Source organism: Micromonospora sp. NPDC004540 (genome assembly GCF_040610095.1).
In the GTDB taxonomy this organism is placed as follows: Bacteria; Actinomycetota; Actinomycetes; order Mycobacteriales; family Micromonosporaceae; genus Micromonospora.
On the sequence record NZ_JBEXLR010000041.1, the window covers coordinates 1 to 26865 of the forward strand.

Consider the following 26865-nt stretch of genomic DNA (forward strand, 5'->3'; position numbering starts at 1 on the left):
TGGTCGTCCGCGGTGCGGGGGGGGGGCGCGGGGCGCCGGCGGGGCCGCCCGGCCCGACCCCGACCCGGCGGCCGCTGGCCCCGAGGGTCGGCCGGCGGAGCCCGACCGGGGTACGCCGAGGCCGGACGCCGCCGCCGACCGGGCGCCCCGGGTGCCGGCGCAGCCCGGCCCGGCATCGACCGAGGTGCCCGCCGGCTGAGCCGGATACGCCTTCACGTGCGCCGACGGCGGGTGCGACGCCGCTGCGGGGCCGGGGAGGTGTTACCGTGGAATCCCGTGGATCGCGTGATCACTTGGCTGATCGGCACGGCGGTTCGCACGACCGCTACGGACGACACGGGAGCAGGCCTTGGCCCCTTCAGCACGGACGACCAGGCACATTTTCGTCACCGGGGGCGTCGCCTCCTCGCTGGGTAAGGGCCTCACCGCCTCCAGCCTCGGCAATCTGCTCAGCGCGCGCGGGCTGCGCGTGGTGATGCAGAAGCTCGACCCGTACCTCAACGTCGACCCCGGGACGATGAACCCGTTCCAGCACGGCGAGGTCTTCGTCACCGAGGACGGTGCCGAGACCGACCTCGACGTCGGCCACTACGAGCGGTTCCTCGACCGGGACCTGTCCGGCAAGGCGAACGTCACCACCGGGCAGATCTACTCGGCGGTGATCGCCAAGGAGCGGCGCGGCGAATACCTGGGCGACACCGTTCAGGTCATCCCGCACATCACCAACGAGATCAAGGCCCGGATCCTCGGCATGGCCGACCCGGACGCGGACGGCCAGGTCCCCGACGTGGTGATCACCGAGGTCGGCGGCACGGTCGGCGACATCGAGTCGCTGCCGTTCCTGGAGGCGATCCGCCAGGTCCGGCACGACCTGGGCCGGGACAACTGCTTCTACCTGCACGTGTCGCTGGTGCCTTACCTGGCGCCGTCCGGCGAGCTGAAGACCAAGCCGACCCAGCACTCGGTGGCCCAGCTGCGCAGCATCGGCATCCAGCCGGACGCCCTGGTGCTGCGCTGCGACCGGGAGATCCCGGACAAGGTCAAGGAGAAGCTCTCGCTCTACTGCGACGTCGACCGGGAGGCGGTCACCGCCGCGCCGGACGCGCCGAGCATCTACGACATCCCCAAGGTGCTGCACCGCGAGGGCCTCGACGCGTACGTGGTGCGCCGGCTCGGCCTCTCCTTCCGGGACGTGGACTGGACCCGCTGGGACGACCTGCTCGACCGGGTGCACCAGCCCCGCCATACGGTGACCGTGGCGCTGGTCGGCAAGTACGTCGACCTCCCCGACGCCTACCTGTCGGTGAGCGAGGCGATCCGGGCCGCCGGCTTCGGCCACCGGGCCCGGGTGCAGCTGCGCTGGGTGCCCAGCGACGACTGCGTCACCCCGGCCGGCGCGGCGGCGGCCCTGGCCGGCGTCGACGGCATCGTGATCCCCGGCGGCTTCGGCGTCCGTGGCATCGAGGGCAAGATCGGCACCGCCCGGTACGCCCGGGAGAACGGCATCCCGCTGCTCGGGCTCTGCCTCGGCCTCCAGTGCATGACCATCGAGGTGGCCCGCCACCTGGCCAACCTGGACGGGGCGAACTCGCTGGAGTTCGACGAGGAGGCCACCCACCCGGTCATCGCCACCATGGCCGACCAGGAGGACATCGTCGCCGGCAAGGGCGACCTGGGCGGCACCATGCGGCTCGGCGCGTACCCGGCGAAGCTGGCCGAGGGCTCGCTGGTCGCCGAGGCGTACGGCAGCACCGAGGTCAGCGAGCGGCACCGGCACCGGTACGAGGTGAACAACGCGTACCGCGACCAGCTCACCAAGGCCGGCCTGACCATCTCCGGCACCTCGCCGGACGGCCGGCTGGTCGAGTTCGTCGAGCTGGACCGGAACCTGCACCCGTTCTTCGTGGCCACCCAGGCGCACCCGGAGCTGAAGAGCCGGCCGACCCGGCCGCACCCGCTCTTCGCCGCGTTCGTGAAGGCCGCCGTGGCGTACTCCGAGTCCGACCAGCTCCCGGTCGACCTGGACGCCCCGGCGGAGGCCGCGGCGGCGAAGAAGGCGGCCCGCAACGGCGGCGCGGCGGCGGCGAAGGCCGCGGCCGCCTCATGAGCGCGGTCGAGCACCGGTACGAGGTGACCGGGCACCGGGAGATCTGGTCCGGCCGGATCTTCTCGGTGGTCAGCGACGACGTCACCATGCCCGGCGGGGGCACCGCCACCCGCGACTACGTGACGCACGTCGGCGCGGTGGCCGTGGTGGCCCTCGACGACGCGGGCCAGGTGGTGCTGATCCGGCAGTACCGGCACCCGGTGGGCCGGCACCTGTGGGAGCTGCCGGCCGGGCTGATGGACGTCCGGGGCGAGGACCTGGCCGCCGCGGCGGCCCGCGAGCTGGCCGAGGAGGCCGACCTCACCGCCGGCCGCATCGACGTCCTGGTCGACCTGCACAGCTCGCCCGGGTTCAGCAACGAGGTGCTCCGGATCTTCCTGGCCCGCGACCTGGCCGACGTGCCCGCCGAGCTGCGCCACGACCGGCGCGACGAGGAGGCCGACCTCCAGGTGGTCCGGGTCGACCTCGACGAGGCGGTCCGGATGGTCCTCGCCGGCGAGATCACCAACGCCTCCTGCGTGGCCGGGCTGCTCGCGGCCGCCCGCGCCCGGGAGACCGGCTTCGCCGAGGTGCGCCGCCCCGAGGCGCCGCTGCCCCGCTAGCCGGAAGGAACGATGAAGGGGCCGCGCGGTGCGTACACCGCGCGGCCCCTTTCCGCTGTTGTCGGCGCTCAGTCGCGCAGCGGGCGCCCCTGCCCGTCGACCCCGCCGTTGACGAGGATCAGGATGCCGTCGATGAGGCCCCAGATGCCGCCGAGGCCGCAGGTCACCAGGCTCACCACGAGCTGGAGCACGCCGGTCTTGGTGTCACCCATGTAGAACCGGCCGGCACCGAAGGTGCCGAGCAGGATGCCGAGGATGCCCGCGATGGTCTTGCTCTTGTCCGAGACGCCCTGCGGGTACTGCTGGTAAGGAGGAGTGGTCATGAGCGGACACCTTAGTGATCCACTGCCGTCCTGTCCGCACCGCAGCCCTCACGGTGGGAGGATATTTACCGAACATTGTCCTGACGGCTGAGGCGGTCTCCACCGCTCAGCCCGCTCGATGCCTGACACACCGTCAGCACGACCGGGCACCGGATGTCACTGTGTTGGCCTCCGTGGGGTTCCCACGCGCCTAGACTGCCGCCGGCGGGACCGGTGGACCGCGTCGGCAAAGGGGCCGTCGCGGCGCCGCGCGTCGGGGGTGAGCTGCCCCGGAGGAAGGTGTCTGCATCGTGAAGGTCGGAATCCCACGCGAGGTCAAGAACCACGAGTACCGCGTGGCGATCACGCCCGCGGGCGTCAACGAGTTCACCCGCCACGGCCACGAGGTCTTCGTCGAGTCCGGCGCGGGCGTGGGCTCCAGCATCACCGACGACGAGTTCGCCGCCGCCGGCGCGAAGATCCTGGCCACCGCCGACGAGGTCTGGGACACCGCCGAGCTGGTGCTCAAGGTCAAGGAGCCGGTCGCCGAGGAGTACCACCGGATGCGCGAGGGACAGGTGCTCTTCACCTACCTGCACCTGGCCGCCTCGAAGGAGTGCACCGACGCGCTGCTGGACCGGAAGGTCACCGGCATCGCCTACGAGACCGTCGAGCTGCCGGACCGCTCGCTGCCGCTGCTCGCCCCGATGTCCGAGGTGGCCGGCCGGCTCGCCCCGCAGGTGGGCGCCTTCTACATGATGCGCACCGGCGGTGGCCGGGGCGTGCTGCCCGGCGGCGTCTCCGGCGTGTACGCGGCCAAGACCGTGGTCATCGGCGCCGGCGTCTCCGGGCTGAACGCCGCCGCCATCGCGCTCGGCCTGCAGTCCGAGGTGCTGCTGCTGGACAAGAACGTCGCCCGGCTGCGCCAGGCCGACGCCATCTACCGGGGCCACCTGCAGACCGTCGCCTCCAACGCGTACGAGATCGAGCGCGCCGTCGTCGACGCCGACCTGGTCATCGGCGCGGTGCTGGTGCCCGGCGCGAAGGCCCCGAAGCTCATCTCCAACGAGCTGGTCTCCCGGATGAAGCCGGGCAGCGTGCTCGTCGACATCGCCATCGACCAGGGCGGCTGCTTCGAGGACTCGCGCCCGACCACGCACGCCGACCCGGTCTACAAGGTGCACGACTCGATCTTCTACTGCGTGGCGAACATGCCCGGCGCGGTGCCGAACACGAGCACCTACGCGCTGACCAACGTCACCCTGCCGTACGCCCTCGAACTGGCGAACCAGGGCTGGCGCGGGGCGCTGCGCAACGACCCGGCGCTCGCCCTCGGCCTGAACACCCACGCCGGCCAGGTCGTCTACGGCCCGGTCGCCGAGGCGCACGGCATGGACGTGCTGCCGCTGGCCGAGGTGCTGGCCTGAGTTCAACCACGGAACGGGCCGGTGCGGGCGTGGAGCCCGCGCCGGCCCTGCGCCGTGCCGTCCGGGGCTACCTGGACCACCTCACCGTCGAGCGGGGACTGTCCGCGAACACCCTCGCCTCCTACCGTCGGGACCTGGACCGCTACCTGTCCACCCTGGCCGCCGCCGGGGTGACCGACCTGTCCGCCGTCGGCGCCACCGAGGTCGAGGCGCACCTGGCCCGCCTGCGCGCCGGCGACGCCGACCACCCGCCGCTCGCCGTCTCCTCCGCCGCCCGCGCGGCCAGCGCCGTACGCGGCCTGCACCGCTTCGCGCTCCGCGAGGGGATGGCCGGTGCCGACCCCAGCCGCGACGTCCGCCCACCCACCCCGTCGCGCCGGCTGCCCCGGGCGCTGCCGGTCGACGCCGTGGTCCGGCTGCTGGAGACCGCCGGCCCGGTCACCACCACCGGCGAGGCAGCGCCCCGCGCGCTGCGCGACCGGGCGCTGCTGGAGTTCCTGTACGGCACCGGGGCGCGCATCTCCGAGGCGATCGGCGCCGCCGTGGACGACCTCGACCTCGACGCCGGGACCGTGCTGCTGCACGGCAAGGGCGGCAAGACCCGGCTCGTGCCGGTCGGCGGGTACGCGGCCGAGGCGCTGCGCGCCTGGCTGGTCCGGGGCCGCCCGGCGCTGCTCGCCGCCGGCCGGGGCACCCCGGCGGTCTTCGTCAACGCCCGTGGCGGCGCGCTTACCCGGCAGGGCGCCTGGACCGTGCTGCGCGCCGCCGCCGAGCGGGCCGGCCTGCCGGTCGACGGGGCCGACGCGGTCTCCCCGCACACCCTGCGCCACTCGTACGCCACCCATCTGCTCGACGGCGGCGCCGACGTGCGGGTGGTGCAGGAACTGCTCGGCCACGCCTCGGTGACCACCACCCAGGTGTACACGTTGGTCACCGTGGAACGGCTGCGGGAGGTCTACGCGACCGCCCACCCCCGGGCCCACGGGTGAGCGCGAGGAGTGAGCCGGGGTTGCGAGCCCCGCAGTCGCGAACGAAACAGCGTCTCGGCTGAGCACCCGCTCCGACACGCCGACCCGCTACCGAACGCGCTGCTGGCGCGTGGCGTACAGTCGGCATCGGCGCGGGCCTCCAGGGGTGACGGACCGGGGGTGCGCAGCGGCGCCGCGAGGGACGTCGGACGGCTCCGACGCCGGGTGGTCGTCGGGAGGGGGCAACGAGGACATGGCAGGAAACGGTGACCGTGCCGAGACCTGGACGTCGGAGCTCCGCGAGCAGCAGGCGACGCTCGGCGCCGATCTCGGCCCCGCCGACCCGGCCGCATACACCATGCGCAAGCCGATCCCGGAGCCGATGCCGACCGACCGGCACGGCCCGGCGCGGATCATCGCGATGGCCAACCAGAAGGGTGGCGTCGGCAAGACCACGACCACCATCAACCTGGGCGCCGCGCTCGCCGAGTACGGCCGCAAGGTGCTGCTGGTCGACTTCGACCCGCAGGGCGCCCTCTCCGTCGGCCTCGGCGTCAACCCGCACAACCTCGACCTGTCGGTCTACAACCTGCTCATGCAGGACGACGTCACCGCCGAGGACGTGCTGATCAAGACCGACGTGGCCGGGCTGCACCTGCTGCCGGCCAACATCGACCTCTCCGCCGCCGAGATCCAGCTGGTCAACGAGGTCGCCCGGGAGATGGCCCTGGCCCGGGTGCTCCGCACGATCCGCAAGGAGTACGACTTCATCCTGATCGACTGCCAGCCCTCGCTGGGCCTGTTGGCGATCAACGCGCTGACCGTGGCGCACGGCGTGCTCATCCCGCTGGAGTGCGAGTTCTTCAGCCTGCGCGGTGTCGCGCTGCTGCTGGACACCATCGACAAGGTGCGCGAGCGGCTCAACTTCGACCTGGAGCTCGAGGGCATCCTCGCCACCATGTACGACAGCCGCACCACCCACTGCCGCCAGGTGCTCCAGCGGGTGGTGGAGGCGTTCGGCGACAAGGTCTACCAGACGGTGATCACCAAGACCGTGAAGTTCCCCGAGTCGACGGTGGCCGGCGCCCCGATCACCACCCTCGACCCGGCCTCCTCCGGCGCGCGCAACTACCGCCAGCTCGCCCGCGAGGTGATCGCCGCCCAGGCGGAGCGGTAGGCCGCACGCCGGGTGTCCCCGTCGTGGACTACGGTTTGCCGGTGACCGCACCGCCCCTCGACCCGCCGCACGGCGCCGCCGACCCGGTGGCCGCCGCCGAGCTGGCCGCCGAGGTCGACGGCGTGGTGCCGGCCGACCCGGCCACCGTCGAGGAGACCAGCGGCTTCACCGTCCGGCTGGACAACTTCACCGGCCCGTTCGACCTGCTGCTCCAGCTCATCAGCAAGCACAAGCTCGACGTCACCGAGGTGGCCCTGCACAAGGTCACCGACGAGTTCATCGCCTACCTGCGGGCCATGGGCGACCAGTGGGACCTGGACGAGACCAGCGAGTTCCTGCTGGTCGCCGCGACGCTGCTGGACCTCAAGGCGGCCCGGCTGCTGCCCGCCGCCGAGGTGGAGGACGAGGAGGACCTGGCCCTCCTGGAGGCCCGGGACCTGCTCTTCGCCCGGCTGTTGCAGTACAAGGCGTACAAGGAGGCGGCGGCGCACATCGCCGAGCTGGAGTCGGTCGGCGGCCGGCGCTACCCGCGGGCGGTCACCCTGGAACCCCGGTACGCCGAGGCGCTGCCCGACCTGGTGCTCGGGATCGGCCCGGAGCGGCTGCTCAAGCTGGCGCTCAAGGCGATGACCCCGAAGCCGGTGCCCGAGGTGTCCATCGCGCACGTGCACATGGTCCGGGTCAGCGTCCGCGAGCACGCCGAGATCATCTCCGAGCGGCTGCGCCGCGCCGGCATCGCCAGCTTCTCGCTGCTCTGCGCCGACTGCGAGATGACCCTGGAGGTGGTGGCCCGCTTCCTCGCGCTGCTGGAGCTCTACCGGCAGGGGCTGGTGGCCTTCGTTCAGGAGCAGGCGCTGGAGGAGTTGACCGTGCGCTGGACCGGCTCCGCCGACGGTGGCACCGAGCTGACCATCGACGAGTACGCCGGCAACCCCGAGCCGGCCACCCCGCCCGCGGACGCCCCTTCCGCTGCGGCGGACGACGTCGCGCCGACCCAGGAGTGACCCGATGAGCGACGAGGAACGCCGCGACTCGCTGGCCGACCAGGCCGCCGCCTGGATCCCCCCGTGGGAGCGCCCCGCCCCGCCGCCGTCGGCGACGGAGCCCGAGCCCGCCACCGACGCCGAGGCCGCCGCTCCCGCCGGCTCCGCCCCGGACGCCGAACCCGTCAGCGCGCCGTCCGAAGACGCGGCGCCGGAGCCCTCGGCAGATCTTGGAAAGGAATGGCCCCCGGAGGGGCCGGATCCTTCCAAGATCTCCCCACCGAGGCTGGAGGCTGGCCCCGATCTTGGTACGGGCGTGCCCCCTGAGGGGCCGGACCGTACCAAGATCTCCGAGGAGACCGCGGTCGGTGGCGACGGCCGACCCGGCGAGCCGGAGGGGGAGGGCGGCGCGGGCGGCGTACCCGGGAAGCGGGGGCGGCGGGCGGCGCCGCCGCCGGAGTCCGCGCCCGTCCTGGCCGACGCGGAGCTGCGCGGCGCGCTGGAGGCCATCCTGCTGGTGGTGGACCAGCCGGTCAGCGAGCTGACCCTGGCCCAGGTGCTGGAGCAGTCCCCGGAGCGGATCGGCCCGATGCTGGACGAGATCGCGGCCGGCTACACGGCCGCGGGGCACGGCTTCGAGCTGCGCCGGGCCGCGGGTGGCTGGCGTCTCTACACCCGCCCGGAATACGCGACCTACGTCGAGCGGTTCGTCTTGGAGGGCCAGTCGGTCCGGCTGACCCAGGCCGCGCTGGAGACCCTCGCGGTGATCGCCTACAAGCAGCCGGTGACCCGGTCGCGGATCTCCGCCATCCGGGGTGTCAACTGCGACGGGGTGATCCGTACGCTGGTGTCCCGGGGCCTGGTCGAGGAGTGCGGCACCGAAGCGGACAGCGGTGCGTTCCTCTACCGGACCACCACGATGTTCCTGGAGAAGCTGGGGCTGAACTCGGTGGACGACCTGCCGCCCCTGGCCCCCTTCCTCCCCGACGACGTAGAAGAGCTTGCCGATGCGACGTGATGACCGTGCCCCGAAGCCCGACGCCCCCGTCTATGAAGGTGCCGAGCGCCTCCAGAAGGTGCTCGCCGCCGCGGGGGTGGGTTCGCGGCGCGCCTGCGAGGACCTGATCTTCCGACGCCGGGTCACCGTCAACGGCCGGGTGGCCCAGCTCGGCGACAAGGCCGACCCGGCGCGCGACGTCATCCACGTCGACGGCGAGCGGCTCCAGGCCGACGTCCGCCTGGTCTACGTGGCGATGAACAAGCCGCGCGGGGTGGTCACCACCATGGCCGACGAGAAGGGCCGCACCGAGCTCGCCGACTTCATCGGCGCGCGGCTGGAGCAGCGGGTCTACCACGTCGGGCGGCTCGACGCCGACAGCGAGGGCCTGCTCCTGCTCACCAACGACGGCACCCTTGCCCACAAGCTCATGCACCCGTCGTACGAGGTGCTCAAGACCTACCTCGCCGAGGTGGCCGGGCCGATCCCGCGCAACCTGGGCAAGCGGCTGACGGCCGGCGTCGAGCTGGAGGACGGGCCGGTGAAGGTCGACTCCTTCAGAGTGGTGGGCACCCTGGGCAAAACCGCCCAGGTGGAGCTGACCCTGCACGAGGGGCGCAAGCACATCGTCCGGCGCCTGATGGGCGAGGTGGGACACCCGGTGTCCCGGCTGATCCGTACCTCGATCGGTCCGATCAAGCTCGGCGACCTGCGCACCGGGCGGCTGCGCCGGCTGACCAACGCGGAGGTCGCCGCCCTGTTCAAGGCCGTGGGTGACTGACCCCGACGATCGGGGTACGGCTCCCGGTAGGCTTCGACGCGGCCCGCGGGCGCCTTCGGTGGCATGGCGCGCGGCCGACCCGCGCGGCGCGGGATGATTGACGAGGAAAGACAACCGCTCAACGGCGCCGGAGATCACGGCGACCCGCGAGGTACGGGCTGAGGAGGACAACGGTGGAGCAAAACGTACGGGCCGGGCGCTGCGTGGTCGCTGTGGACGGGCCGTCCGGTTCGGGTAAGTCCACCGTGTCGCGGCGGCTCGCGGTCAGCCTCGGCGCCCGCTACCTCGACACCGGCGCCATGTACCGGGCGCTCACCTGGGCGGTGCTGCGCTCCGGGGTCGACCTGACCGACACCGAGTCGGTGGCCAAGGTCGCCGGCGAGGTCGACCTGCGCATCGGCACCGACCCCCAGGGGTACGGCGTGACCGCCGACGGCGTCGACGTGGCCAAGGAGATCCGCGGTCCCGAGGTGACCGGCGCGGTCTCCGCGGTGGCCGCCGTGGGCGCGGTCCGCGAGCTGCTGGTCGCCCGGCAGCGGCAGGTGATCGCCGACGCCGGCCGGATCGTGGTCGAAGGCCGCGACATCGGCTCGGTGGTGGCGCCCGACGCCGACCTGAAGGTCTACCTGACCGCCTCGGAGGCGGCCCGCGCCCAGCGGCGCAGCGCCGAGGACGCCGCCGACGTCGTGGCGACCGCCGCCGACCTGGCCCGCCGGGACAAGCTCGACTCGACCCGCAAGGTCAACCCGCTCCAGCAGGCCGCCGACGCGGTCGTGCTGGACACCACCGAGCTGGGCATCGACGAGGTCGTCGCCCGGCTGCGCGCGCTGCTCAGCGAGCGGGGTGTGGCATGAGCGAGGACTTCGGCGGCTGGGTCGAGCTGCGCGAGCCGGAGGTCGAGCCCGGTGAGCCGACCGGCCCGCAGCCGGTGGTGGCCGTGGTCGGCCGCCCCAACGTGGGCAAGTCCACGCTGGTCAACCGGATCATCGGCCGCCGGCAGGCGGTCGTCGAGGACATCCCCGGGGTGACCCGGGACCGGGTGCCCTACGACGCGCAGTGGAACGGCCGCGCGTTCACCGTGGTGGACACCGGCGGTTGGGAGCCGGACGCCAAGGACCGGGCTGCGGCCATCGCCGCCCAGGCCGAGACGGCCGTCGTCACCGCCGACGTGGTGCTCTTCGTGGTCGACGCCATGGTCGGCTCGACCGATGTGGACGAGGCCGCCGTGAAGATGCTGCGGCGCAGCGCCAAGCCGGTGATCCTGGTCGCGAACAAGGCCGACAACACCGCCATCGAGATGGAGTCGACCGCGCTCTGGTCGCTCGGCCTCGGCGAGCCGTACCCGGTCTCCGCCCTGCACGGCCGCGGCTCCGGCGACCTGCTCGACGCCATCATGGAGGCGCTGCCCGAGGCGCCGAAGATCGTGGAGAATCGCCCGCGCGGCCCGCGCCGCGTAGCCCTGGTCGGTCGTCCCAACGTCGGCAAGTCCAGCCTGCTCAACCGCTTCTCCGGTGAGGAGCGGGCGGTGGTCGACGCGGTCGCCGGCACGACCGTCGACCCAGTGGACAGCCTGGTGGAGATCGGCGGGGAGACCTGGCAGCTGGTCGACACCGCCGGCCTGCGCAAGCGGGTCGGCAAGGCCAGCGGCACGGAATATTACGCCAGCCTGCGCACCGCCTCGGCCATCGAGGCGGCCGAGGTGGCCGTGGTGCTGCTCGACTCCAGCGAGGTGATCAGCGAGCAGGACCAGCGCATCCTCACCATGGTGGTGGAGGCCGGCCGGGCCCTGGTCATCGCCTTCAACAAGTGGGACCTCGTCGACGGCGAGCGCCGCTACTACCTGGACAAGGAGATCGACCGGGAGCTGCGCCGCATCCCCTGGGCGATCCGGCTGAACCTGTCGGCGAAGACCGGCCGGGCGGTCGACAAGCTCGCCCCGGCGCTGCGCAAGGCCCTGGCGAGCTGGGAGACCCGCATCCCGACCGCCCAGCTCAACCAGTGGCTCACCGCGCTGGTCCAGGCCACCCCGCACCCGGTACGCGGCGGCCGCGCCCCCCGAATCCTCTTCGCCACCCAGGCGGGCGTGTCCCCGCCGCGCTTCGTGCTCTTCACCACGGGCCCGCTCGACGCCGGCTACCAGCGGTTCGTGGAGCGCAAGCTTCGCGAGGAGTTCGGCTTCGAGGGCAGCCCCATCGACATCTCGGTTCGCCCCCGCAAGAAGCTCGGCCCGGGCGGCCGCGGCAAGGCCCACGGCTGACCCATCCGCAGAGAAGCCGCCGGGGACCCGTCCCCGGCGGCTTCTTTCCTAGGACGCTCTAGGGGGAGTGGCATGCGGCGCTGGTGGGGCCTGTGCGCGGGTCTGAAGATCTTGCGCTAAGCTGTACCGGCTGCCGCGGGGAACACCGCGCGGGGGCATCGGGACGTGGCGCAGTTTGGTAGCGCACTTGACTGGGGGTCAAGGGGTCGTCGGTTCGAATCCGGCCGTCCCGACAGCATAAAACAGCAGGTCAAAGGGCTGGTCCGAGACATCGGGCCGGCCTTTCTGGCTTCCTGGGGACCACGCCGGTCAAGAACACGGATGGTCCATCGTTACCCTGCCACCGGCCGGTGATCGGTTGCCCACCGGAACGGCACTCCACTCCGGCACGGGCGCTGGCCTGGCGCAGAGCGGCAGCTCGCGGCACCGCGTCAGGCCGGGATTCGCTTCGATCAACCGGACAGGCAGCGCCACCGTACCGTCGGCGGCTGTAACCAGGGCGCCCTCAGCGGTGTGTATATCTGTGACGGCCATGGAGAGGGACGGTGCGGATGGGTGCGGCCGACGACTTTGACGCCTTTTACACAGCGACCTCGGCGCGCGTTGTGCACCAGGTGTATGCCGTCTGCGGCGACCTCGGCGAGGCCCAGGACGCCGTGCAGGAGGCGTACGCCCGCGCCTGGATACGGTGGTCGTGGCTGTCGGGCTACGAGGACCCGGAGGCGTGGGTACGGACCGTGGCGTGGCGGGTGGCGGCCAACTGATGGCGCAGTGTCCGGCGCTGGCTGGCCGCGCGGGCCAGGCTCGGCCCGCCCGTGACGGCTGCCGAACCGACGCCGGACCGGATCGCGGTGATGGCGGCGCTACGCCGGCTGCCGGAGGCGCAACGGCGGGTCGTGGTCCTGCACTATCTCTGCGACCTTCCGATCGCCGAGATTGCCGAGACCACCCGCATGCCCGCCGGCACCGTCAAGGTCTACCTGGCCCGCGCGCGGGCGGCGCTCGCTCCGCTGCTCGGTACCGACGACGAAGGGAAGGTTTCCGATGTCAGCACACATCCGTGAGGCAATCGCGGGCCTCAAGCACGACACCGCCGCCCTGAAGCTGGCGCCACCAGCGCAGGTTCGCGCCCGCGGAGAGACCTTGCGCCGGAAGCGTGTGGCTGGCGGCGTGGCGGCGGCCACCGTCCTCACCGCCGTTGGGGTGTTCGCTGCCGTCTCGGCCACGGCCGACCGCGGGACGAACCCATCCCCGCCACCCGTGGGTGCGAACGCGGCGGGGAAGTCGGCGGCTGAGTTGGACTGCGGCAGCCACCTGCTGCGCCAGTCCGAAGGCCTGCCGGATGCGGCGATCACCTGCTTCCTCGACGCGGTGGAGGCACGCCGGCCCGCCCGCCTCGCCGAGACCCGGCCGACGACCGAAGGTGACCCGATCCGCACCGCCTACGTCGCCGATGCCGCAGGTGCCGTGCAGGTCACCATCGATAGCCGGCAGGACAGGTTCGGTAGCCGGGGTATCACCCGGCAGACGTGCACCGGGCCCGTCGTCGACCACAGGCACATCGGCTTCACGCAGTGCTCTTCGCCGGAAGCCGTCTGACCTGCCGGATGAGGCGCGCCATATCGTCGGTTCGAATCCGGCCGTCCCGACGCAGCTCAGAGGGCGCATTCAATCGATGGATGTGCCCTCTTGTCGTAGCTGGGTGAAGCTGTCGCAGTTCGCGATGAGTCCAGTCGCGCGGGTCAAGGCCCGCTTTGGCGACGACCGGGCGGAAGGCCCGCAGCACCGTTGTGCCGATCGCGGGGGAGTCGGACAGCCGGCCGCCGGCGAGGTCTGCTCTCAGGACCTGCGTGACAGCTTGGAGGTAGCTGGGCGATCAATCACGATGAACGAGTGATCGAGCGGGGGATCGAGCAGCGACCGATGAACATCGTGCGTCGGCGGGTGATGGCAGTCGTGCTCACCGGGCTGGTCGTCGTTGCTGTGTCAGCCGTGCTCGTTGCCTGGCGCAATCCGTGGCACTACGTACACCTCATGCCGTTCGGCCGCTCGTCAGTCGTGGCGGCTGTGCTGTTCGCCGCATCGGTGCTGCTCGGCATCGCGGGGTGGCTTGTTCTGCGGCCCGCACTGGCGCGGGCGGCGGTTGTGGTCGCGACCGTGTTGGCGTTGATGGCGGCTTGTAGTGGCGTCGAGTTCTTGGGGCCGCCGCTCTACGGCGCGGAGCCAGACGGGGATGAGGTGGTAGCCCTTTCCCCAGGCGGTTCGTTCGAGGTGGTCCTGCTGCACTACCCCGAATTCATGGCGGGCTTCGATGTCTTACGTATCCGGTCCCGGGAGGGGCTGAGGAGGCGGGAGGCCAACCAGGACCTCGCATGCTTCGCCACGCCATTCGATGGGCTTGGCCCCGAGGGCACCTTCGGTACCGCTCGATTCCTGAGCGACCACGAGATCGAGGTCCGCACCGAGGCAGGCCAGCCCTGGACGACCCGGTTCGACCCGCGCACTCTCCTGGCCGTCTCCACCCTGTCCCACGGCTGCCAGTAGGCGGATCAGGCGGCGGCGCTCCCCAAGAGGGGTTTGGGTCAGCCGGGGGCGAGGAGGCAGAACTCGTTGCCTTCCGGGTCGGCGAGGACCGTCCACGGGACATCGAGGTCGATGTCGGTGGCGCCCAGCGTCCGCAGTCTGGCCGCCTCGGCCTGCAGGTCGTCACCTGGGTATGGGCGAAGGTCGAGATGGACGCGGTTCCACACGGTCTTCACGTCGGGTGTGCGGGTGAACTGCAGATAGGGGCCGACGCCCTTGGCGGAGCGCAGTAGCGCGTTGTGGTCGGTCACCTCGTGCAGGGTCCAGTCCATGGCTCTGCCCCAGAAGCGGGCCATGGTTCGCGGATCCGCGCAGTCGACCATTACCGCGGCGATCGGTCCGGTGTCTCGGATCGGGTCGTGCCAGTCCAGCACGCAGAACTCGTTGCCCTCCGGGTCGGCCATGACCGTCCATGGGACGTCGCCCTGGCCTACGTCGGCGGGTGTTGCGCCGAGATCCTTCAGGCGCGTGACCAGCTCCGCGTGATGGGCCGCCGAGGTGGTGGCGAGGTCGACGTGCACACGGTTCTTCACCGTCTTGGGTTCCGGGGAGGCGATGAGGTCGAGGCAGACGGCGGCGGGATCGGGGTAGACGAAGCCCTCAGGTTCGAGGTTGGTCACGCCGGGTCCCTCGCTGGAAACTTCCCAGCCAAGCGCCTCCGCCCAGAAATTACCCAGCGCGGAGTCGTCCCGAGCCTTCATGTTGATTTGCACAAGCCGCGTTGCCATGCCGACGATGCTAAGGCTTGTCGCTTCCTGAGAATCAGGCCGGACCTCGGGCGGCGCCGGTCAGGACAGGGCAGCCAGCTACCGCTCGGCGTCGAGAGCGGCGCAGCCGGTGCCGGCGGTGGCGATGGCCTGTCGGTAGGTGTGGCCGAGGTGAGCCGCCCGCCGGATGGGAACAGGCGGGCGGCAACGAGGGCGAGGTCAGGCGGTGGGGCGTAGCTCGGTGAGGAGCTTCTCCACGCGGGTGCGGATCTCGTCGCGGATGGGCCGGACGGCGTCTACGCCCTTGCCGGCGGGGTCTTCTAGCTTCCAGTCCTCGTAGCGCTTGCCGGGGAAGACGGGGCATGCGTCGCCGCAGCCCATGGTGACGATGACGTCGGAGGACTCCGCGGTCTCGTACTCCAGGAGCTTGGGGGTCTGGTCGGTGATGTCGATGCCGACCTCGCGCATGGCCTCGACGGCGGCGGGGTTGACCTGGTCGGCGGGCGCGGAGCCGGCGGAGCGGACCTCGACGGTGTCGCCGGCGAGGTGGCGCAGCCAACCGGCGGCCATCTGGGAGCGGCCGGCGTTGTGGACGCAGACGAACAGGACGCTGGGCTTGTCGCTCATCGGGTGCCTTCCGTGCGGTGCGAGGGCCGGTTGACCGGCTTGTCGGAGGGGGTCGGGGAACAGGTGGACCGGGTCGCTGGTGCCGTGTGGGCGCGGTGTTGTCACGAGCGGCGGCCGACGGCGGCGTCCTCGTCCGTGGGGACGACGACCTGGTCGGCGGCGGCGCCCGCGTCGGGGTAGAGGGCCGCGAGCAGGCCGACGCCGACGACAAGGCCCACAAACTGGGCCAGGACGAAGCCGGGCACCGAGGTCGGGGCGATGCCGGCGAAGGTGTCGGTGAACGCGCGGCCGATGGTGACCGCCGGGTTGGCGAACGAGGTCGACGAGGTGAACCAGTAGGCGGCGCCGATGTAGGCGCCGACGGCGGCGGGTGCGACCGCGGCGCGGCCGGAGCGGGCGAGGGCGAAGATCAGCAGGATCAGGCCGGTGGTGGCAACGACCTCACCGAGCCAGAGGTGACCGGCGGCGCGGTCCTTGCCGGAGAAGTCGACGGCGGCGAGGTCGAACATCAGGTTCGCCAGCACTGATCCGGCGATCGCACCCAGCACCTGCGCCACGACGTAGCCGCCCAGGTCTCGGGCGGTGAGGCCGGTGCCGGCGCGGCGGCCGAGAAACCAGTCAGCGGCGGAGACGACCGGGTTGAAGTGCGCGCCGGAGACCGGGCCGAAGATCAGGATCAGCGCGCCGAGGGCGAACGCGGTGGCGGTGGAGTTCTCCAGCAGTTGGAGGCCGACGTCGCCGGGGGAGAGCGTGGTGGCCATGATGCCGGAGCCGACCACGGCCGTGACCAGCAGCGCGGTGCCGATGAACTCGGCCAGCAGGCGCCGCCGAAGTGCGATGGTCATCAGTCTGTCTCTCCCATGGTGTTGCTGTCCCGGATCGTCGGGCAGGTTGGGTTAGCGGGTGGCGGGGACGTTCAGCTCGTCGAGCAGGCGACGGACGTGGCGCTCGATCTCGTCGCGAATCGGCCGCACGTCGGCCAGGTCGAGCCCGGCGGGGTCGTCCACGGTCCAGTTCTCGTAGCGGGTGCCGGGAAAGACGGGGCAGGCGTCGCCGCAGCCCATCGTGACCACGACGTCGGCGGCGCGGACCACCTCGTCCGTCCACGGCTTGGGGAACTCTTCCGAGATGTCGATTCCACGTTCGGCCATCGCCGCGGTCGCGGAGGGGTTGATCTCGATGCCGGGCTCGCTGCCACCGGACCAGGCGAGCGCGTGGTCGCCGGCCAGGTGGGTGAAGAATCCCAAGGCCATCTGGGAGCGGCCGGCGTTGTGGGTGCACAGAAACAGCACCACCGGGCGGCCGTCACGGTGGTGTCCCTCGACCCGGGCGAGGGCCCGCAGTCGCTGGCGGGCGAAGCGCTCGGCGAGCAGCGGCAGGTAGTTCGCGATGCTGGCGGCGGTGGCGAACTGGTCGTAGCTGGTCTGCAGGAACCGCTCGATGGTCTCGGTGCCGTAGATGCCGTCGAACTCCTCAGCAAGTCGGGTCGCGGCGGTGTGCAGGGCGACCTGCTGGTCGAGGGTGATCTCCTGGGGATGGGCGGTGGTGTCGGTCATCGGGGACCTCCGGGCAGGATGGCGGGCGCGAGCCGGTCGACGCGGTCGGCCAGGTCGGCGTAGGCGGCCTCGAACGCCTCGTCGGTGTCCACGCGCACCGGGTCCGGGACCGACCAGTGCAGGCGGGGGCGGATCGGGCCGGTCAGTTCCTCGTGGGCGTTGTCACAGACGGCGATCACCAGGTCGTCGCGACGGACGACGTCGGTGACGTGGGCGGTGGCGGTCGGGTCGAGGTCGAGGTGGTGGCGGTGGGCAACGGCTACCGCGCGGGGGTGCACCCGGGTGGCGGGCTTCGTGCCGGCGGAGGCGACATCGCCGTGGGCGCGCTGCTTCCACAGCGCGGCGGCCAGCTGCGAGCGGGCCGAGTTGTGGGTGCACACGAACACCACCCGGCCCACACCGGCCAGCCGGGGAGTGGCGAGAGCGGCCAGCGTCTCGGGGCGTAGCCGCAGGTAGGTGCGGCGCCGGTCGCCCTCCGAGCGGCCCTTGATGACCAGGCCGGCGTCGGTGAGGACCTTGACGTGGTGGGCGACCAGGTTGGTCGGCAGGTCGAGGGTGTGAGCGATCTCCCCGGGGGAGGCGTCGCCCAGGGTGAGCGCGTCCACGATCGCCAGGCGCACCGGATCGCCGAGGGCGGCGTGGATCCGGGCCCGCGCGGCGAGGGAAGAATGCTCAACGTTCATTGAGTCAACTATCGCTGACTCATTCTGCCGAGTCAAGCCGGTCTCGAGAAGACCTTGATCTCACCGGTGCCGGTATGGGTGCCGGCTGGTCAGCAGCAGGTCGCCAGGTAGGACTGCAGATCCGTCAAGGCGGCGAGGGCGCCCTCGCGGTCAGCCCGGTAGAACACCGTCTTGCCGTCGCGCCGCGAGGCGACCACACCGCCGCGCCGCAGCAGCGTCAACTGCTGCGACGCCGTGGCCTGGCTGACGCCGACCCGCTCGGCCACCTCGCCCACGGACATCTCGGCGCCGCGAGCGAATAGCATCATGATCCGCTGGCGGGTAGGGCTCCCGAGGGCCTTGAGGAACTCCTGCGTCTGCGGCGCGAGCCCCGAAGCGGCGCTCTGCGGCCCGCCCGGCTGGTCGGCGGCGGTCTGACTCATGGTCACACCCTTCCCTGCCGTCATCATATTGTCATTCAATGAAACGACGATATGATCGTGTCGTGAACGATCAAGTCGATCCCGTGATCATCATTGGCGGCGGTCAGTCCGGCCTTGCCGCGGCCCGCGCCGCACTGCACGCTGGCCTGCGACCCGTGGTCGTGCACTCCGGCGCCGAAGCGGTGGGCGCCTGGCCTGGCTACTACGACAGCCTCACGCTGTTCTCGCCGGCCCGCTACAGCACCCTGCCCGGCATGCCCTTCGACGGCGACCCGGACCGTTACCCCCACCGCGGGGAGGTGGTCGCCTACCTCCGCCGCTACGCCGACGCCCTGGACGTCGAGATCCGCACCCGCACGCGAGTCGTCGCCGTGCGTCCCGAGCGCAGCGGGGGATACCTCGTCGGCACCGACACCGGAGACGAGCTGCCTGCTGCCGGGGTCGTTGCCGCTACCGGCTCGTTCGGCAACCCGTACCTGCCGACCCTGCCCGGGCAGGGCGAGTATGCCGGGGACCTGCGGCACGTCGCCCGATACCGCCGCCCTGAGGCCTACGACGGCAAGCGTGTCGTGGTCGTGGGGGCCGGCAACTCCGCCGTCCAGGTCGCCTATGAACTCACCGCACACGCCCGGGTGACGCTGGCGACCCGCGAACCGGTCCGGTTCCTGCCGCAGCGCATCCGCGGTCGGGACCTGCACCACTGGCTGCGCATCACCGGCGCTGACCGACTCCCGCGCTCGGTCGTCACCCGGCTCATCCGGCACGCCACGGTGCTCGACACCGGCCGCTACCACGACGCCATCACCTCAGGTGAGCTGCCCCGGCGCGAGATGTTCACCCGCTTCACCGCTGATGGCGTCGTCTGGGGCGACGGCACGACAGAAGCCGTCGACGCCGTCATCTTCGCCACCGGCTACCGCCCGGACCTCGACTACCTCGCCCCACTCGGCGCACTGGACCAGGGTGCGCCCCGACAGGTGGGCGGCATCTCCACCATCCATCCCGGCCTGCTCTACCTGGGGCTGGAATTCCAGCGATCCTTCGCCTCGAACACCCTGCGCGGCGTGGGACGCGACGCCGCGCACGTCATGGCCGTCCTCGCCGCACGCGTGGCCCGGCGTCCGCGTTTCTTCCGTCAGGTGCCTCCCACGGCATCCGGTGCCCAGCGGTCGACGTCGCCCCCGCACAGGGATGGGGCCACGGACGGCGCCGGCGGCTGACGGCGATGGGGGAGCGAGGTCAGGCCCTGGCCGCGGCCGCCGGCTCGATCGACAGCAGTGCGGCGAGCTGGCGCAGGATCTGCGGCCGGGCCCGGTAGTAGACCCACGTGCCTCGCCGCTCGGCGTCGACCAGGCCCGCCTCGCGCAGCGTCTTGAGGTGGTGGGAGATCGTCGGCCCGGTCAGGTCGAACGCCGGCGTCAGGTCGCACACGCACGCCTCGCCGTCCTCGGCGGAGGCGATCATCGACATCAGCTGCAGCCGCACCGGGTCACCAAGGGCTTTGAACGCGGGAGCGAGGACCGCGGCCGTCTCGGCCGGTACCCGACGCTGGGCCAGCGGAGGGCAGCACGGCGTATCGGCGTTGAGGTCGACGACGGGGAACGACACCTGTTGCTTTGACATACCTCTAGGTTGACATCTCTCTAATCAGCGTGCAAGTCTTTGATTCGACGGACGTCAAGACAGGCGTTCCGAGGAAGTGAGGACGAGCATGTTCGGCTCCACCCGCCGCTCGCGCAGCCCCCTGCCCGGTGTCCGCTTCTGCGACTCCTGCGCCCAGCTGTCCACCCCCGCGCAGCGCGCCGAGCGCCGCTACGACACCACCCGCACCGCCGTCTACACGCTGATCAGCCCCCGTTGAGGAGAGGACCCGGCATGAGCGAGAACACCGCCGGCGGTTTCACCGGCGACCCCGCCGCGGCCCTGCAGATCACCGGCTCCGGCGCCTGCTGCGGCAGCCCCGCCCAGGCCGTCGGCGGCATCCTCCCGCCGGCCGGCGAAGCCGCCAGCGGTGACCCGTGCTGCGGTACGCGGCAGGCCGTCCAGGCGGCCGAGTCGTGCTGTGGCACCGAGGCGAAGGCCGACGCCATCGCCACCGGACCGGGATGCTGCTCATGACCAGCCCAAGCAATCTCGCTGACCTGCTCGAGCAGGTCAGCGCCGACCGGATGACCGCCACCATCGCCACCCTCGCCTCCGACCCACTGGCCGGACGGCGTGTCGGCTCGACCGGCGGGGCGGCCGCCCGCGCCTGGCTCGTCGACCAGCTCACCGCCCTCGGTGCCGACGTCCGCACCGAGGAGTTCCCGGTCCGCGCCGTGCCGCAGGTGTATGAGGCGCCGACGGTCACCTGGGGCGATCGGGGCGGCACCGAGGAGCTGGCGTTCGGGCGGCAGGTCGCGATTCACCCGGCCTCCGCCGACACGTCCGACATCCGTCGCGGCGCCCTCGGCGTCGCCGGCAAGGACGACCCGGTGGGGCGGTGGTTGGTCGTGCCGGCCGACATGAGCCTGTTCGACGCCTACCGCGACACCCAGGGCGCCACCGGGTTGCTGGTCCGCCGCCCGGTCGACGCCGAGGGCTGGCAGTTCACCATGCTCGCCGGCCCGGACCCGGGGCCGCTGCCGGTGCTGACCCTCGACCCGGACACCCACCACGCCGTGCTCACCGCCGCCACCTCAGCGGACAGTTGGCTGGCCGGCGCCACGCCGCTGCGCCGCGACGACGTCACCGGCACCAACATCCACGCCTGCCTCCGGCAGCGTGTCCCCGCCGGCGCCGACCTGCTGCTGACCGCGCATTACGACGGCGTTGGCGATCACCCCGGGCTTCGCCTGCCCGGCGCCTCGGACAACGCCACCGGCGTCGCCGTGGTCCTTGAAGCCGCCCGCATTCTCACCGCCACACTGCCCGTCGGCGCCGGACTGTCCGTCGCCCTGCTCGACGGGGAGGAGGTCGGCGCACTCGGCTCCGCCCACCACGCCGGTCAGCTCGGCGCCGCCGGTGTTGCGCCGTCGGTCATCAACGTCGACGGCGCCGGCCGCCTGGAGGGGGCGGCCGCGGTTGAGGCCGGCGGCCCCGCCCACCGCCTCCTCGCCCTGCTCGATCAGGCCGGACGCCACACCGGCATCCCCTTGTCGGCGGGTCCGGTGGCGTCGGACAACCGCCGCTACGGCGCTGCCGGTTTCGCCGCCGTCGGCATCGGTGCCGGCATGGGCGGCTACCACAGCCCCGCCGACACCCCCGACAAGGTCGAACCCGCCACTCTCGGCGCGGTCGCGCGTCTCGTCGTCGCGACCGCCCACCTCGCGGCGGCGGCGTCCACTACACTTTCATCGTCAATCGGCGATAGGCGATAGAGCGAGTGGTGGTGGGCGGACGCCGCCGCACAACTGCACCTTCTTGATTTGACAATTTTCAACACAGAGGAGTTCCGATGAGTGTCCTGGACGAGCTGCCCGTCGTGGTGATCGGCGCGGGCCCGGTGGGTCTGGCCGCCGCCGCCCACCTGCACGAGCGGGGCCTACCCTTCCGTGTTCTCGAGGCCGGCGACACCGCTGGCGCGGCGGTGCGGCAGTGGGGGCACGTGCGGGTGTTCTCCCCGTGGCGCTACAACGTCGACCCGGCCGCGCGCCGGCTGCTCGACGACGCCGGCTGGGTCGCCCCGGCCGAGGACGCGCTGCCCACCGGCGCGGAGCTGGTCGCGGACTACCTCCAGCCCCTCGCGGAGCTGCCGCAGCTCAAACCCCACCTGCGCTACGGCGCGCGGGTGGAGGCGATCAGCCGGCTCGGCCTGGACCGGCTGCGCACCGCCGGCCGCGAGCAGACGCCGTTCGTGATCCGCCTGGCCGACGGCGACGAGCTGCTGGCCCGCGCGGTCGTCGACGCCTCCGGCACCTGGGGCACCCCCAACGTCCTCGGCGCCTCCGGCCTGCCCGCCTCCGGCGAGAAGGACGCGGCAGCGTTCCTCGAGCACGCCCTGCCCGACGTGCTCGGCGAGGACCGGCGCCGCTTCGCCGGCCGGCACACCCTCGTCGTCGGTGCCGGCCACTCCGCCGCCAACACCCTGCTCTCCCTGGCCGAGCTGGCCGCCGCCGAGCCGGACACAGCGGTGACCTGGGCGATCCGCTCGGCCAGCCCGGCCCGCACCTACGGCGGTGGCGACGCCGACGCCCTGCCCGCTCGCGGTGCGCTCGGCTCCCGGCTGCGCGAACACGTCGACGCCGGCCGAATCCGGCTGCTCACCGGCTTCTCCGTGCACGCCCTCACCCCGACCGACGGCCGCGTCGCCGTGGTCGTCCGCCATGCCGACGGCACCGACGAGTCCGTCACCGTGGACCGGATCGTCGCCGCCACCGGCTTCCGCCCCGACCACACCATCGCCGCCGAGCTGCGCCTGGACCTCGACCCGGTCATGGGCGCCACCCGCGCCCTCGCCCCGCTGATCGACCCGAACGAGCACTCCTGCGGCACCGTCCCCCCGCACGGCGCCGACGAGCTCGCACACCCCGAAGTCGGCTACTACGCCGTCGGCATGAAGAGCTACGGCCGCGCGCCGACGTTCCTCATGGCCACCGGCTACGAGCAGGTCCGCTCCGTCGTCGCCGCCCTCGCCGGCGACTGGGACGCCGCCCGCGACGTCCAGCTCGACCTGCCCGAAACCGGCGTCTGCAACAGCAACCCCGCCGACTCCACCGGCACCGACAGCTGCTGCGGTCCCGCCCCTGCAGCCCAGCCGGCCGGCAAGGGGCTGGCGACCGGGATCTCCGGCGGCCTGCTGTCCGCGCCGCTGAACCTCATCAGCCTCGACACCCCGACCAGCGGCCAGACCGGCGGCTGCTGCGCCAGCTGATGACCACCACGACGGCGCCCGCCGACCCCACCGTCGGCGGGCGCCGCGGGTGGCGCATCGTCACCGCCCTCGCCGTCACCTCCACCATCGGCTACGGCACCCTCTACTACGCCTACTCGGTCCTCCTCGGTCCCATGGCCGCCAGCCTCGACGCCTCCACCACCGCGGTCACCGGCGCCCTGACCGCCAGCGTCCTCGCCGGCGCTCTCATGGCCATCCCGGTCGGCAGGTGGCTCGACCGGCACGGCGGACGAGCCCTCATGACCGCAGGCTCGATCACCGCCACCGCCCTTCTGGTCGCCTGGTCCCAGGTCCAGACCATCGGGCAGCTCTACGCCGTCATGATCGGCATCGGCAGCACCGGCGCGATGATCCTCTACGAACCCGCCTTCGCCGTCATCGTCTCCTGGTTCACCCCCGACCGACGACCCACCGCCCTGCTCGCGGTCACCGTCGTCGCCGGGTTCGCCAGCACCATCTTCATGCCTCTCACCGGCATGCTGGTCGCCCACCTCGGTTGGCGCGACGCACTACTCACCCTTGCCGCCATCCACGGCACGGTGACCATCCCCCTGCACGCCCTCACCATCCGCACACCGCCGCACGTCACACCACCCACCCCCGCGGCGCCACCTGCCCACGCCCCGCGACAGGCGGCGGCCCGCGCCGCGATGCGCGACCCCCGCTTCTGGATCCTCGCCGCCGCCCTCATCGCCCACGGCGTCGCCACCAGCACCATCGGCGTCCACCTCGTCGGCTACCTCACCAGCCGTGGCCACCCCGCCACCTTCGCCGCCACCACCGCCGGCCTCCTCGGCGTCCTCTCCGTCACCGGACGACTCGTCCTCACCAGCGCCCGTCGCCGCCTCCCGGTCACCACCATCGTGGCCACGGTCTTCGCCATCCAGGCGATCGCCGTCCTCGCCATGCCCCTCACCGCAGGAAGCCGGGTGGGCGCCGTCATCACCGTCACCGGATTCGGACTCGGCTTCGGCATCGCCAGCCTCGCCACCCCAGCTCTCCTCGCCGACCGCTACGGCACCACCGCGTACGCCACCATCGCCGGACGACTCACCGCCCCCGTCACCACCGCCAAAGCCGCCGCACCCCTGCTTGCCGCCGCGCTCCTACCGCACGGCGGCTACCACCTACTGCTCGCCGCCGTCACCACCGCATGCCTTCTGGCCGCCGTCGGAATGCGCGCCGTGGGGGAGAGCAGAAGTGACCGGGACCGGTACGACGACAAGCCCGGCTGACCGCCCTGAGGTTCGCCCCGCGCGCGACACGCTTGGCGCTACCCTGACCCCGACCGGGGATGCGTCCTCACCGATGAACCAGGGAGCTGCCAATGAAGGGCGCTGCGGGCTCGGAGGTGGAGGTGCTGGTGGTCGGCGCGGGGCCGACCGGCCTCACCATGGCGGGGCAGCTCGCCCGGCACGGCGTACGGGTGCTTCTGGTCGACCGGGCGTTGGACCGGGTGCACGAGTCGCGGGCGCTGGCGGTCCAGCCGCGCACGTTGGAGGTTCTCGCCGGGTTCGGGTTGGCCGACGAGATGGTGGCGGCCGGGAACCCGGCGGTCCGGTTGACCCTGCACGCGGGGCGGCGGGAGCGTTCGGTGCGGCTGTTCGACCTGGGCCTGCCCGACACCGCGTACCCGTATCTGTTGTTTCTGTCGCAGGCGGAGACCGAACGGCTGCTCGGCGAGTACCTCGCGACCGTCGGGGTGTCCGTCGAACGCGGCGTCGAACTGGTCGGGCTGGACCGTACCGATGGGACCGTGGTCGGGACGCTGCGCGACCGCGATGGCCGCGAGGAGCGGGTGTCGGCCCGATACGTGGTGGGTTGCGACGGCGCGCACAGCGCGGTGCGGCAGTTCGCCGGGATCGGCTTCGAGGGCGGCGCTTACCCGCAGACGTTCGTGTTGGCCGACCTGGAGGTCGACGGTGTCGAGCCGGGCGCGGCGCACGCCTTCCTGGCCGGGCGGGGGCTGCTGTTCCTCTTCCCGCTCGGACGCCCGGCCAGTTGGCGGATGGTGGCGATGCGACCCACCGGCGACCGGACCCCGCCGGGCGCGCCGGTCCAGCTCGCCGAGCTGCAGGCGCTGGCCGACGCATACGCAGGCGGCGCGCTGCGCTTGCGCGACCCGGTCTGGGCGACGAACTTCCGGCTGCACCACCGGGCCGCCACCGCCTACCGGGCCGGACCGGTGTTCCTGGCCGGGGATGCCGCGCACATCCACAGCCCGGCCGGCGCGCAGGGCATGAACACCGGCATCCAGGACGCGGTGAACCTCGGCTGGAAACTCGCTCAGGCGGTGCACGGCGACGCCGATCCGGCCCTGCTGGACAGCTACCACGCGGAGCGGGCGCCGGTCGGCCGGATGGTGCTCCGGTTCAGCGACCGGGCCTTCACCGTCGCCACGACCACCAACCCGCTGGTCCGCTTCGCCCGTACTCGGATCGCGCCCGCCCTCCTGCCGGCGGTCCTGGCACCCCGGTTCGTGCGGGCCACCGCGTTCCGCACGGTCGCCGAGCTTGCCATCCGCTACCGGCGCAGCCCGCTGTCCACCGACGGCACGCGGGCGCCGCGGACCGGTCCGCGAGCCGGGGACCGGCTGCCCGACGCCCCTCTTGCCGATGGTGGTTCGCTGCACCGGCTCACCGCCGCGCCCGGCTGGCACCTGCTGCTCTGCGGGGCAGCCGAGGGCTGGCCCGCGCACGAGATCGACGACCTGACCCGCCGTCACCGCGGCCGGCTCACCGCACATCACCTCGCCGGCCCGGTCGGGGCGGCGCCCGAGGCTGGCGCGCAGGTGCTGCGCCGGCTCGGCGTCACTCCCGGCGCGCAGGCCGCTTACCTGGTGCGGCCGGACGGGCACGTCGGTTACCGCGCGGGCGGCACCGACCTGACCGGCCTGCGTGCCTACCTGCGCCGCTGGTTCGGACCCTAGCCGCACGTCGCAGCGGAACTCAGATCATGCGTCGTAGCGCGGTCTCCACGGCATCGATCAGCGGATCACCCTCGGTCCGTGGGTGCCGTGCGAGACCGAGTTCGACGTCCGGCAGGGTGGGCAGGGCGTCCGGGTCGTGGCAGGCCATGGCCGGTTCGAGGTTCGTGGGCATGAGGGCCGCGACGCCGAGCCCGGCCCGTACCGCGGCGAGCACGCCGACCAGGCTGTTGCTCTCGAACGCCGCCCGCCAGCGCCGATCGGCGCCGTCCAGCGTTTCCAGCACCGCCGTACGCCAGGCGCACGTGTTCGAGAACAACACCACCGGCAGCGGGTCGGCAGCGACGTCCACACCCTGGCCGATCGCCCAGACCAACGGCCGGCGTACCGTCCAGCGTGGCGGCCCGGGGAGGTCCGGCACCTCGTCGAGCACCAGTTGGACGCGGCCCGCGTCGTAGGCCTCCCGCATCGCGGCGGTGGAGAGGCTGAGCACCTCCAGCGTCGCGCCGGGGTGCAGGCGGGCGAGGTCGGCGAGGGCCTGCGGAAGCTGGGACGCGGCGAGGTCTTCGAGCAGGCCGACGCCGCAGCGGCCGGTAAGCGCGCGCCCGGTCTCGGTGAGTGCCTGTGCCGAGAGCGAGAGAATCCGCTCGGCGTACGGCAGAAGCTCCTGACCCGCGCGGGTCGGCGAGACGCCGGACGGCGACCGGTACAGCAGCGGACGGCCGACGACACTCTCGAGCTTGCGCAACTGCTGGCTGAGCGCGGGCTGGGTTTGTCCGAGCGTGGTCGCGGCGCGGCTGATGCTGCCCGCGCGTACGGCCGTGACGAACGACCGCAGCAGCGCGGTCTCAAGATCTCTCGCCATAAGAATCCATTATGCCTGCTCC

Annotated in this window: 28 protein-coding genes, 1 tRNA gene and 2 pseudogenes; 21 read left to right on the plus strand and 10 right to left on the minus strand. The window is 72.3% G+C overall.

What is annotated here, in order from left to right; genetic code table 11:
- The first annotated feature begins 349 nt into the window (after positions 1–349).
- Both ABZV78_RS15885 and ABZV78_RS15890 read left to right on the plus strand, forming a co-directional pair.
- Positions 350–2107 carry a CTP synthase gene (locus ABZV78_RS15885; protein ID WP_355639140.1) on the plus strand — a complete coding sequence of 586 codons (1758 nt, stop codon included), beginning with the start codon at positions 350–352 and terminating at the stop codon, positions 2105–2107.
- Positions 2104–2709 (plus strand): NUDIX hydrolase, encoded by a 606-nt coding sequence (locus ABZV78_RS15890; RefSeq protein WP_355639142.1) that lies wholly within the window; start codon positions 2104–2106, stop codon positions 2707–2709. The genes ABZV78_RS15885 and ABZV78_RS15890 overlap by 4 nt, the downstream gene beginning before the upstream one ends.
- Positions 2710–2777: 68 nt before the next feature.
- Here ABZV78_RS15890 and ABZV78_RS15895 read toward each other — a convergent pair whose 3' ends face one another.
- Positions 2778–3032 carry a TM2 domain-containing protein gene (locus ABZV78_RS15895; protein ID WP_244167786.1) on the minus strand — a complete coding sequence of 85 codons (255 nt, stop codon included), beginning with the start codon at positions 3030–3032 and terminating at the stop codon, positions 2778–2780.
- Positions 3033–3322: 290 nt separating this feature from the next.
- On the opposite strand from ABZV78_RS15895, the gene ald reads away from it, so the two are divergent.
- The 11 genes and pseudogenes from ald (at position 3323) to ABZV78_RS15950 (ending at position 13200) form a co-directional block, all read left to right on the plus strand.
- Complete coding sequence (gene ald, locus ABZV78_RS15900) at positions 3323–4438, plus strand: alanine dehydrogenase (protein ID WP_355639144.1); 1116 nt, start codon at positions 3323–3325, stop codon at positions 4436–4438.
- Positions 4435–5427 carry a site-specific tyrosine recombinase XerD gene (locus ABZV78_RS15905; RefSeq protein WP_355639219.1) on the plus strand — a complete coding sequence of 331 codons (993 nt, stop codon included), beginning with the start codon at positions 4435–4437 and terminating at the stop codon, positions 5425–5427. Before ald ends, ABZV78_RS15905 begins: the two co-directional genes overlap by 4 nt.
- 232 nt (positions 5428–5659) lie before the next feature.
- The gene (locus ABZV78_RS15910; RefSeq protein ID WP_091266519.1) at positions 5660–6583 is read left to right on the plus strand and encodes an AAA family ATPase; all 924 of its coding nucleotides are present in this window, start codon (positions 5660–5662) and stop codon (positions 6581–6583) included.
- Positions 6584–6624: 41 nt separating this feature from the next.
- Entirely contained in the window at positions 6625–7587 is a 963-nt protein-coding gene (locus ABZV78_RS15915; protein ID WP_355639146.1) for a ScpA family protein, read from the plus strand.
- A 4-nt stretch (positions 7588–7591) separates the two neighbouring features.
- Complete coding sequence (gene scpB, locus ABZV78_RS15920) at positions 7592–8584, plus strand: SMC-Scp complex subunit ScpB (protein ID WP_355639147.1); 993 nt, start codon at positions 7592–7594, stop codon at positions 8582–8584.
- Positions 8574–9344, plus strand: a complete 771-nt coding sequence (locus ABZV78_RS15925; RefSeq protein WP_355639149.1) for a pseudouridine synthase — start codon at positions 8574–8576, stop codon at positions 9342–9344. Before scpB ends, ABZV78_RS15925 begins: the two co-directional genes overlap by 11 nt.
- Positions 9345–9517: 173 nt before the next feature.
- Positions 9518–10198 carry a (d)CMP kinase gene (gene cmk / locus ABZV78_RS15930; protein WP_355639151.1) on the plus strand — a complete coding sequence of 227 codons (681 nt, stop codon included), beginning with the start codon at positions 9518–9520 and terminating at the stop codon, positions 10196–10198.
- On the plus strand, positions 10195–11601 hold the full coding sequence (gene der / locus ABZV78_RS15935) for a ribosome biogenesis GTPase Der (RefSeq protein ID WP_355639153.1): 1407 nt from the start codon (positions 10195–10197) through the stop codon (positions 11599–11601). The genes cmk and der overlap by 4 nt, the downstream gene beginning before the upstream one ends.
- Before the next feature lie 159 nt (positions 11602–11760).
- Positions 11761–11834 (plus strand) — tRNA-Pro (locus tag ABZV78_RS15940).
- 318 nt (positions 11835–12152) lie between these two features.
- Positions 12153–12665: pseudogene (locus ABZV78_RS15945) on the plus strand (SigE family RNA polymerase sigma factor).
- The gene (locus ABZV78_RS15950) at positions 12646–13200 is read left to right on the plus strand and encodes a DUF4362 domain-containing protein (protein ID WP_355639155.1); all 555 of its coding nucleotides are present in this window, start codon (positions 12646–12648) and stop codon (positions 13198–13200) included. The pseudogene ABZV78_RS15945 and the gene ABZV78_RS15950 overlap by 20 nt, the downstream one beginning before the upstream one ends.
- 112 nt (positions 13201–13312) lie before the next feature.
- On the opposite strand, the pseudogene ABZV78_RS15955 reads toward ABZV78_RS15950, so the two are convergent.
- Positions 13313–13387: pseudogene (locus ABZV78_RS15955) on the minus strand (site-specific integrase); the annotation flags it as partial.
- A gap of 107 nt (positions 13388–13494) precedes the next feature.
- On the opposite strand from ABZV78_RS15955, the gene ABZV78_RS15960 reads away from it, so the two are divergent.
- Entirely contained in the window at positions 13495–14145 is a 651-nt protein-coding gene (locus tag ABZV78_RS15960; protein ID WP_355639157.1) for a hypothetical protein, read from the plus strand.
- A 38-nt stretch (positions 14146–14183) separates the two neighbouring features.
- Here the strand turns inward: ABZV78_RS15960 and ABZV78_RS15965 are convergent, their stop codons facing one another.
- The 6 genes from ABZV78_RS15965 to ABZV78_RS15990 form a co-directional block, all read right to left on the minus strand.
- Positions 14184–14912, minus strand: a complete 729-nt coding sequence (locus ABZV78_RS15965; protein WP_355639159.1) for a VOC family protein — start codon at positions 14910–14912, stop codon at positions 14184–14186.
- A gap of 198 nt (positions 14913–15110) precedes the next feature.
- A complete protein-coding gene (locus ABZV78_RS15970; protein WP_355639160.1) occupies positions 15111–15518 on the minus strand; it encodes an arsenate reductase ArsC in 408 nt (135 codons plus the stop codon).
- A 101-nt stretch (positions 15519–15619) separates the two neighbouring features.
- Positions 15620–16363 carry an MIP/aquaporin family protein gene (locus tag ABZV78_RS15975; protein WP_355639162.1) on the minus strand — a complete coding sequence of 248 codons (744 nt, stop codon included), beginning with the start codon at positions 16361–16363 and terminating at the stop codon, positions 15620–15622.
- Positions 16364–16414: 51 nt separating this feature from the next.
- Positions 16415–17074 (minus strand): arsenate reductase ArsC, encoded by a 660-nt coding sequence (locus ABZV78_RS15980; RefSeq protein ID WP_355639163.1) that lies wholly within the window; start codon positions 17072–17074, stop codon positions 16415–16417.
- Positions 17071–17757 carry a helix-turn-helix domain-containing protein gene (locus ABZV78_RS15985; protein WP_355639165.1) on the minus strand — a complete coding sequence of 229 codons (687 nt, stop codon included), beginning with the start codon at positions 17755–17757 and terminating at the stop codon, positions 17071–17073. Before ABZV78_RS15985 ends, ABZV78_RS15980 begins: the two co-directional genes overlap by 4 nt.
- A gap of 89 nt (positions 17758–17846) precedes the next feature.
- On the minus strand, positions 17847–18179 hold the full coding sequence (locus tag ABZV78_RS15990; RefSeq protein ID WP_355639167.1) for a metalloregulator ArsR/SmtB family transcription factor: 333 nt from the start codon (positions 18177–18179) through the stop codon (positions 17847–17849).
- Between the two features lie 62 nt (positions 18180–18241).
- Between ABZV78_RS15990 and ABZV78_RS15995 the strand changes: the two genes are divergently transcribed.
- A complete protein-coding gene (locus ABZV78_RS15995) occupies positions 18242–19399 on the plus strand; it encodes an NAD(P)-binding domain-containing protein (RefSeq protein WP_355639169.1) in 1158 nt (385 codons plus the stop codon).
- Between the two features lie 19 nt (positions 19400–19418).
- Here ABZV78_RS15995 and ABZV78_RS16000 read toward each other — a convergent pair whose 3' ends face one another.
- Positions 19419–19802, minus strand: a complete 384-nt coding sequence (locus ABZV78_RS16000) for a metalloregulator ArsR/SmtB family transcription factor (protein ID WP_355639171.1) — start codon at positions 19800–19802, stop codon at positions 19419–19421.
- 88 nt (positions 19803–19890) lie between these two features.
- On the opposite strand from ABZV78_RS16000, the gene ABZV78_RS16005 reads away from it, so the two are divergent.
- The 6 genes from ABZV78_RS16005 (at position 19891) to ABZV78_RS16030 (ending at position 25981) form a co-directional block, all read left to right on the plus strand.
- Positions 19891–20040, plus strand: coding sequence for a hypothetical protein (locus ABZV78_RS16005; RefSeq protein WP_355639173.1), 150 nt, complete (start codon positions 19891–19893; stop codon positions 20038–20040).
- A 14-nt stretch (positions 20041–20054) separates the two neighbouring features.
- Positions 20055–20297, plus strand: coding sequence for a hypothetical protein (locus tag ABZV78_RS16010; protein ID WP_355639175.1), 243 nt, complete (start codon positions 20055–20057; stop codon positions 20295–20297).
- The gene (locus tag ABZV78_RS16015) at positions 20294–21538 is read left to right on the plus strand and encodes a M28 family peptidase (protein WP_355639176.1); all 1245 of its coding nucleotides are present in this window, start codon (positions 20294–20296) and stop codon (positions 21536–21538) included. The genes ABZV78_RS16010 and ABZV78_RS16015 overlap by 4 nt, the downstream gene beginning before the upstream one ends.
- Positions 21539–21615: 77 nt before the next feature.
- Positions 21616–23031 (plus strand): FAD-dependent oxidoreductase, encoded by a 1416-nt coding sequence (locus tag ABZV78_RS16020; protein ID WP_355639178.1) that lies wholly within the window; start codon positions 21616–21618, stop codon positions 23029–23031.
- A complete protein-coding gene (locus tag ABZV78_RS16025; RefSeq protein ID WP_355639180.1) occupies positions 23031–24287 on the plus strand; it encodes an MFS transporter in 1257 nt (418 codons plus the stop codon). The genes ABZV78_RS16020 and ABZV78_RS16025 overlap by 1 nt, the downstream gene beginning before the upstream one ends.
- A 92-nt stretch (positions 24288–24379) precedes the next feature.
- On the plus strand, positions 24380–25981 hold the full coding sequence (locus ABZV78_RS16030) for an FAD-dependent monooxygenase (RefSeq protein WP_355639182.1): 1602 nt from the start codon (positions 24380–24382) through the stop codon (positions 25979–25981).
- Positions 25982–26000: 19 nt separating this feature from the next.
- On the opposite strand, the gene ABZV78_RS16035 is transcribed toward ABZV78_RS16030, so the two are convergent.
- Positions 26001–26843, minus strand: coding sequence for a LysR family transcriptional regulator (locus ABZV78_RS16035; RefSeq protein WP_355639184.1), 843 nt, complete (start codon positions 26841–26843; stop codon positions 26001–26003).
- Positions 26844–26865: the final 22 nt, after the last annotated feature.